We start from the raw sequence: 7,766 nt of genomic DNA, 5'->3' as shown, positions 1-7,766 counted from the left end.
GTGGAAGTAGGAAGAAACACACTACGCGAAGCGGGCAAAACCAAACAACGGAGCAAGGCCTGGATACCTCCGCCCGAGCGGCCCATGACCATGCCCGCACCGCCCCCTACACTGCCCTCCCATGAAGACATGGATGGTCGGCGGCGCAGTCCGCGACGCCCTGCTGGGCCTCCCCGTGAACGACCACGACTGGGTCGTCGTCGGCGCCACGCCACAGCAGATGGAAGACGCCGGCTACCTCCCCGTCGGCAAGGACTTCCCCGTCTTCCTCCACCCGAAGACGAAAGAGGAATACGCCCTCGCCCGCACCGAGCGCAAGACCGCCCCCGGCTACAAGGGCTTCACCATCCACGCCGACCCCGGCGTCACGCTGGAAGAAGACCTGCAGCGCCGCGACCTCACCATCAACGCCATCGCCCAGGCCGATGACGGCACCCTGGTCGACCCCTACGGCGGCCAGCGCGACCTGCGCGACAAGCTGCTGCGCCACGTGTCCCCCGCCTTCACCGAAGACCCGGTTCGCATCCTGCGCGTGGCCCGCTTCGCCGCACGCTTCAGCGATTTCCGCGTCGCCCCCGAGACCAACACCCTGATGCAGCGGATGGTGGCGCAAGGCGAGGCCGACGCCCTGGTGCCCGAGCGCGTGTGGCAGGAGCTCTCGCGCGGCCTGATGGAGCACACGCCCTCGCGCATGTTCGACGTGCTGCGCAGCTGCGGCGCACTGGCGCGCCTGCTGCCCGAAGTCGACCGCCTGTGGGGCGTGCCGCAGCCGGCCGCTCACCACCCCGAGGTCGACACCGGCGTGCACCTGATGCTGGTGCTCGACATGGCCGCGCGGCTGAACACGCCGCTGACCGTGCGCTTCGCCTGCCTGGGCCACGACCTGGGCAAGGGCACCACGCGCCCCGAAGACCTGCCGCGCCACATCGCCCACGAAGCGCGCAGCGTGAAGCTGGTGCAGGCGATGAGCGAGCGCCTGCGTGTGCCCACCGACTGCCGCGAGCTGGCCGAAACCGTGGCACGCGAACACGGCAACGTGCACCGCAGCGAGACACTCGACGCCGCCGCCGTGATGCGCCTGCTGGAGCGTTGCGACGCATGGCGCCGCCCGCAACGCTTTGCCGAGATGCTGCTCGCCTGCGAGTGCGACGCACGCGGCCGCACCGGCTTCGAAGACCGGCCCTACCCGCAGCGCGAGCGCCTGCAGCGTGCGCTCGATGCGGCGCTGGCGGTCGACAGCGCGGCGGTGTCGGCCGAGGCGCTGTCGAAAGGCTGGAAGGGCGCCGCCATCGGCGACGCGATTCGCCATGCGCGCCAGGCGGCGGTGGCGGCCAGCCTCGGCGGCTGAGCCTCCCGCTCAGCCACGAGCGCCCAGGGCCCAGGCCTTGCGGATCAACGCTTCAGCGTCGCTGCCGTAGCGGAACGCGAGGAGATGGTCCTCCACGCCATAGCCCGGCTGGTTGCGCTGGATCCCTGCGGCGACCTGCTCCGCTTCATCATGGCGACCGGCCATCCGCAGGCAGTACAGCGCGATGCCCTGGATGTGCAGGTGCGCATTGGGCCGTGCCGCGGCCTTGAGCGCCCAGTCGGCGGCCTCGTCGTGGCGGCCCAGGCGCATCAGCGCCATCGCGCGCGCCGCCATCATCGCGAAGATCATGGGATCGAAGGGGCTCAGCGCACGCGAGTGGTCCGATTCGAGCACCGCCGCGTTCGGGTCGCCCGACTGCGCGTGCACGAAGGCCAGCGTGTAGTGGCCGTGCGCGAAGTTGGGGCTCAGGTCGACGCTGGTGTCGAGTTCGGCCAGTGCCTCGCTCTGCCGGCCGCGCAGCCACTGCGCGCGGCCGAGCGCCCAGCGCGCGGCAGGGTCGAGGTCGTCGGCCATCAGGCCCTGCGAGGCAGTGCGGTAGGCCGCCTCCACCGCCTCGCCACGCTCGGCCCAGCCGAGAAAGGCATCCTGGAAATGGGTGAACGACAGGCCGGCGTGCGGCCGCGCAAAGCCCGGGTCGAGGCGCACGGCCGTCGCAAAGAAGTGGCGCGCCTGCTCGTTGTCTTCGCGGTTGAAGCGCATCATGTGCCACAGGCCGCGGTGGTGCGCTTCCCACGCATCGAGCGAGTTGGGCGCCTTCAGGATGGCGCGGTTGCGCTCGGCCACCTCGATCTGGCCGGCCACGGCGGCGACGATGCGGTCGCCGATCTCATCCAGCCAGCCAAAGGTGTTGTCGAGCTTGCCGGCAAAGACCTCGGCCCACAGCACGCGCGCGCTGCGCGCCTCGCTGAGCTGCACCGTCACGCTGACACGCCCGCCGGGCTCGTGCCGCAGCGAGCCGCCGGCCACGTAGTCGACGTTGAGCCGCCGGCCGGCCTCTTCGGCGCCCACGTGGCGCTCGTCGAGTGCGAACACCGTGCCCTGTGCGATGACGAACATGCTGCGCAGCTTGGCCAGGCGCGTGATGATGTCGTGCGCCAGGCCGTCGCCCAGGCCACCGCGCATGGAGACGCCGCGCGTGCGGTCGGCAAAGGGCATCACGGCGAGCGAGGCGCGGCGGCGGGCTGAGCCGGGCGCCGGCTCTTCGGGCAGCGGAGGCCGCGCGGCCGGCACGCTGATCACGTCCACCGAAGGTGCCGCATGGCGCTGCTTGGCGGCGCGCCAGGCCAGGCCGATGGGAGCCCAGTCCTGGCCCTCGGCCTCGTACTGGCGAGCGCTGGCGCTGAGGTGTTCGTCGCCTTCGCGCAGCCGGCCACCCGCGGCCAGCGCATTGAACAGGCACTCGTGGGCGCGACTGTCGAAGGGCGCCAGGCGCAGCCAGGCTTCGACGGTGGCGAAGGTTTCGTCAGACGCTTGCGGCAGCGTCTGCGCCAGGCGCTCCAGCACGGCGACGTGCGCGGCACGAAAGCGCCGGCGCTGCGCCGTGAGCCAGGCGCTGTAGGCCGCGCTGCGCGGGATCTCCAGGCCGTGCAGGAAGTCGCCGCGGAAGCGCTCGGCCAGGCTGCGCAGCGCGGGCAGGTCGAGCGCGTCGAGGCCGCCCTGCAGCGTGCGCACCACCGTGAGCGCATCCACCTCGTCGGCGCCCAGGTCGAGCCGCACGGTTTCGCCGTTAGCCAGCACGCGGGCATGGCCGGGTTCATCGAGCACGCCGCGCAGCTTGCTCAGGCACCAGCGCAGCTCGCCGCGCGGGTCGTTGGGCAGGTCCCACAACAGCTCGCACAGGTGGCTGCGCGAGATCTCGTGCGTGGCCAGCGCCAGGTAGGCCGCCAGGCCGCGCACCTTGCGCGAAGGCGGCAGAGGCAGCGGCTCGGCGCCGCGGCAGATCGCCGGCGGCCCGAGCAGCTGCCATTGGAGCGGAGCAATTTCCACGCGAGATTCCACGCCGTCTTCCACGCTGCCTTCCACGCGCGGGTTCGACAGTGCATTCCGGCGCTTGCAAGCCACGCCGTCCACCGGCCCCGGTTCACGGGGCACGCCACTGTCCACTGAACCCAAGGAACAGATCACATGAACGCATTCTCCACTGCTGTTGCCGGCAAGGCACCGGAAACCACCACCCCGTCACCCGATTTCGCAGCCATCAAGACCCGCCAGAAGGCCGCCTGGTCCTCCGGCGACTACGCCGTGGTCGGCAGCACGCTGCAGCTCGTGGGCGAGTCGCTGTGCGAGGCGCTCGACCTGCGCGGCGGCCAGCGCGTGCTCGACGTGGCGGCCGGCAATGGCAACGTCACGCTCGCTGCGGCCCGCCGCTGGTGCGAGGTGACCTCCACCGACTACGTGCCCGCCCTGCTGGAACGCGGCCGTGCGCGCGCCGCCGCCGACGGGCTGATCGACCAGATCGCCTTCCTGGAGGCCGACGTCGAGGCCCTGCCCTTCGACGACGGCGCCTTCGACGCCGTGGTCTCGACCTTCGGCAACATGTTCGCGCCCAACCCAGCGCGCACGGCCAGCGAGATGCTGCGCGTGTGCAAGCCCGGCGGCAAGATCGGCATGGCCAACTGGACGCCCGACGGCTTCATCGGCCAGCTGTTCAAGACCATCGGCAAGCACGTGCCGCCTCCGGCCGGCGTGCAGTCACCCGCGCTGTGGGGCTCGCGCGCCCGGCTGGTCGAGCTGTTCGAGATGCAGGCCTCGAGCATCCACACCGAACCGCGCCACTTCGTGATGCGCTACCGCTCGCCGGCGCACTGGCTGGAGGTCTTCCGCACCTACTACGGCCCGGTGCTCAAGGCCTTTGCCGCGCTCGACAGCGCCGACAAGCAAGCCGCGCTCGAAGCCGACCTGATGGCCCTGCTGACGCGCTTCAACCGCGCCGACGACGGCACCCTGGTCGCGCCCAGCGAATACCTGCAGATCGTGATCACCCGCAAGTGATCCCCACGCAAGAGACGAGATCGAGATGAACCGCATGAACAACCGCAAGGCCGCGCTCGCGGCCGCCTCCCTGCTCGCCCTCGCGGCGAGCGCGCATGCCGACGTGGTGACCGACTGGAACACCACGGCCGGTGAACTCGTCGTCGGCGCCAAGCTCGGCACCCCGCCGGCCAACCGCGTGATGGCCCTGGTGCAGACCGCCGTCTACGACGCCGTGGCAGCCACCAGCCTGCGCCAGCCCGGCGACGCCGCCGCGGTCGACGCGGCCGTGGCCGCCGCCAACCGCGTGACGCTGCACAAGCTGATCCCGGCGCAAGAGGCCGCCATCACGGCTGCCTACACCGCGGCGCTGGCCAGGCTGCCCGACAGCCCCGCCAAGGCCGCCGGCATCGCCACCGGCGAGCAGGCCGCCAGCGCCCTGTTGGCGCGCCGTGCCGACGACGGCGCCGCCACGCCCGAGCGCTACCGCCCGCTCACCACGGCCGGCACCTACGTGCCCACCACCGGCGTGGCCGCGCCGCAGTGGCCGCAGCGCAAGCCCTGGGCGATGGCCAGCGCGGCGCAGTTCCGCCCCGGCCCGCCGCCAGAACTGACGAGCACGCAGTGGGCGCGCGACTATGACGAGGTCAAGACCCTGGGCGCCAAGGCCAGCACCAAGCGCACGGCCGAGCAGACCGAGGTCGCGCGCTTCTGGGACTACTCGCTGCCGCCCATCTACCACCAGGTGCTGCGCTCGGTGGCCACCACGCCGGGCCGCAGCGTGATGCAGAACGCGCGCCTCTTCGCCACCGCGTCGCAGGCGATGGACGACGCGCTGATAGCGGTCTTCGACGCCAAGTACCACTACAACTTCTGGCGCCCCGTCACCGCCATCCGCAACGGCGACATCGACGGCAACGACCGCACGGCGCCCGAGGCCGGCTGGACCGCGCTGATCGACACGCCTCTGCACCCCGAGTACCCAAGTGCGCATTCGATCATCGCCGGCGCGCTGGGCGTGGTGTTGCAAGCCGAGGCCGGCCCCAAGGGCCTGCCGACCTTCAGCACCAGCAGCCCGACCGCGCAGGGCACGACGCGGCGCTGGAACAACGTCGACGACTTCGCCCGCGAAGTGGGCAACGCGCGCATCTGGGCCGGCATCCACTACCGCAGCTCGACCGAGGTGGGCCTGGCCATGGGCAAGCAGGTCGGCGCGGTGACGCTGGCGCAACTGGCCGTGGCACCGGCCGGCGAGCCCAAGCTGGTGGAGCGGGTGGCCGCACGCGGCGTGCAGGTCTACGAGTGCCGCGCCGATGCGGCCGCGCCGGCCGGCGCGAAGTGGGTGTTCGTGGCCCCGCAGGCCGAGCTGTTCGATGCACAGGGCGCGCTGCGCGGCACGCACTACGCCGGCCCGCACTGGGAAGCGGCCGACGGCAGCAAGATCGTGGGGCAGGTCGAGTCGCGGGCCGAGGCGCCGCAGGCCGGGGCGATCCCGTGGCTGCTGCTCTCGGCGCGCTCGGTGGGTGGCGCGGGGCGCTACGCCGGCGTGACCAGCGTGCAGCGGGTCAACACCTCGGGTGGGGTGCTGCCCGCGAAGGGGTGTGACGCGAACACGGTGGGGGCGGTCGACCGTGTGCCTTACACGGCCGACTACCTGCTGTACGCGTCGTCCTGACCTTCTCTGTCGTACGCGTCGTCCCGACGCGTGTTACTTGCCTGCCGAGGCCGCAGCAGAAGCCGATGCGGCAGCCGTTTCGACCTTGGCAGCAGCCTTCAGCTCATCCAGCTTCTTGCGCACGTTCTGCTGCTGGAGCTGGTTGCTGAGCTGGGGCTTGATGCCTTCGAGGGCCGGCGGCTCGTTCACACGCGAGTCTTCGAGCAGGATCACGTGGTAGCCGAACTGGCTCTTGACCGGCTCTTCGGTGAACTTGCCCTTCTCGAGCTTGGTCAGCGCGGCGCTGAACTCCGGCACCATGCGCTGCGGCTCGAACCAGCCCAGGTCACCGCCGCTGGCCTTGGAGCCGGCGTCGGTGCTCTTCTCCTTGGCCAGCTTCTCGAAGCTGCCGGGCGCTTTCTTGAGCTTGGCGATGATGTCCTTGGCCTCGGCCTCGGTGGCCACCAGGATGTGACGGGCCTTGTACTCGGCGCCCGGGTTCTGCGCCTTCAGGCGGTCGTACTCGGCCTTGAGCATGTCGTCGGTGATGGGGTTCTTCTTGATGAAGTCTTCGACGTAGGCGTTGGCCAGGGCCGAGGTCTTCACCACCTCCATCTGCGCCTGGAACTCGGGCGTCTTGTCGAGGCCTTGCTTGACGGCTTCCTGGGCGACCACGGTCTGCAACACCAGGCTGTCGACGATGGCCTTGCGGGCCTCGGGCGGCACGGGCTGGCCGGAACCGCCTGCACGCTGCTGCACCACGCGGTCGACGGTGGCCTGTGCGATGGCGGTGCCGTTCACCGTGACTTCAGCCGGGCCGGCGGCGGCCGCAGGCTTGTCTTCCTTGTTGGAGTTGCACGCGCTGAGTGCGAGCGCGGAAACGGCGGCGGCCACGAGCAGGCCGGAATGAACGGTACGCATGGGAATTGACCTTGGGGTGGGGTTGAGCAAGCGCGGAGTATCTCAGCCGCGGCCACCCACCCCATGCTGCACCGCACCACGCCCAGCGAGATCCTGCACGGGCGTGCACTCGTGCCGGGGGTGAGACGGCAACTCACACGTCCAGGATCACCTCGAAGCCTCCGAAGATCATGCGCTTGCCATCGAAGGGCATGGGCAGGTCTTTCAGGCGGGAGTCGTCCATGGCCTTGGCCATGCCCACATCGCGCACCGCCTTGGAAGGCCAGACGATCCACGAGAAGACCACCGTCTCCCCGGGCTTGCGCTGCACGGCCAGCGGAAAGGAGGTGAGCTTGCCCTCGGGCACGTCGTCGCCCCAGCACTCGACCACGCGCAGCGCACCCTGCTCCTTGAACACGGCGGCCGCCGCAGTGGCCAGCCGCTGGTAGCTCTCGCGTTGCTGGGTGACGACCGGGACGACGAATCCATCGACATAGTTCATGGCGTTTCCTTTCGAAGTGGCGGGAAGGTGTCGGCGCACCAGGGCACCGTCTTGCACGACGAACGGCGAGGCCTGGGATCGACATCCTCGACCGCCGCCTTGCCTTAAGCTCGCGCCCGTGTCACACCCGCACGAACGCTCCGACCTCGCCTGCCGCAACTGCGGCACGCTCGCGCCGCTGAACTACTGCGCCGAATGCGGCCAGGAAACGGCTCTGCACCCGCCGACCTTTGGCGAGTTCGTGCACGAGTTCATCAGCCACTACGTGGCGCTCGAAGGCGCGCTGTGGCGCACCCTCGGCCTGCTGCTGGCCCGCCCCGGCCGCCTGACGCACGAGTACCTGGCCGGGCGGCGGCGCCGCTACGTGCTGC

7 protein-coding genes are annotated in these 7,766 nt (G+C 70.7%); 4 read left to right on the top strand and 3 right to left on the bottom strand.

Features of this window, described 5'->3' with window-relative positions:
* The first annotated feature begins 121 nt into the window (after nt 1-121).
* Nucleotides 122-1,348: a multifunctional CCA addition/repair protein gene (locus VFL64_RS18680; RefSeq protein WP_489541888.1), complete on the top strand. Its 1,227-nt coding sequence runs from the start codon at nt 122-124 to the stop codon at nt 1,346-1,348.
* Between the two features lie 9 nt (nt 1,349-1,357).
* Here the strand turns inward: VFL64_RS18680 and VFL64_RS18675 are convergent, their stop codons facing one another.
* Nucleotides 1,358-3,460, bottom strand: a complete 2,103-nt coding sequence (locus tag VFL64_RS18675) for a transcriptional regulator (RefSeq protein ID WP_489541887.1) — start codon at nt 3,458-3,460, stop codon at nt 1,358-1,360.
* A 33-nt stretch (nt 3,461-3,493) separates the two neighbouring features.
* Between VFL64_RS18675 and VFL64_RS18670 the strand changes: the two genes are divergently transcribed.
* On the top strand, nt 3,494-4,360 hold the full coding sequence (locus tag VFL64_RS18670; RefSeq protein ID WP_489541886.1) for a class I SAM-dependent methyltransferase: 867 nt from the start codon (nt 3,494-3,496) through the stop codon (nt 4,358-4,360).
* A gap of 25 nt (nt 4,361-4,385) precedes the next feature.
* Nucleotides 4,386-6,014 carry a DUF3455 domain-containing protein gene (locus tag VFL64_RS18665; protein ID WP_489541885.1) on the top strand — a complete coding sequence of 543 codons (1,629 nt, stop codon included), beginning with the start codon at nt 4,386-4,388 and terminating at the stop codon, nt 6,012-6,014.
* A 33-nt stretch (nt 6,015-6,047) separates the two neighbouring features.
* Here the strand turns inward: VFL64_RS18665 and VFL64_RS18660 are convergent, their stop codons facing one another.
* Together VFL64_RS18660 and VFL64_RS18655 are read right to left on the bottom strand one after the other, a co-directional pair.
* Nucleotides 6,048-6,914, bottom strand: a complete 867-nt coding sequence (locus VFL64_RS18660) for a peptidylprolyl isomerase (RefSeq protein WP_489541884.1) — start codon at nt 6,912-6,914, stop codon at nt 6,048-6,050.
* 133 nt (nt 6,915-7,047) lie between these two features.
* Nucleotides 7,048-7,395, bottom strand: coding sequence for a DUF1428 domain-containing protein (locus VFL64_RS18655; RefSeq protein ID WP_489541883.1), 348 nt, complete (start codon nt 7,393-7,395; stop codon nt 7,048-7,050).
* Between the two features lie 118 nt (nt 7,396-7,513).
* Between VFL64_RS18655 and VFL64_RS18650 the strand changes: the two genes are divergently transcribed.
* Nucleotides 7,514-7,766: DUF3667 domain-containing protein (locus VFL64_RS18650; protein WP_489541882.1), on the top strand; the 253-nt coding region annotated here is incomplete at its 3' end.

The sequence above is a fragment of the Rhizobacter sp. genome, assembly GCF_035702065.1.
Lineage (GTDB): Bacteria > Pseudomonadota > Gammaproteobacteria > Burkholderiales > Burkholderiaceae_C > Rhizobacter.
Note: the sequence above shows the minus strand (reverse complement) of the source record. Positions and strands in the feature narration are given on the sequence as shown.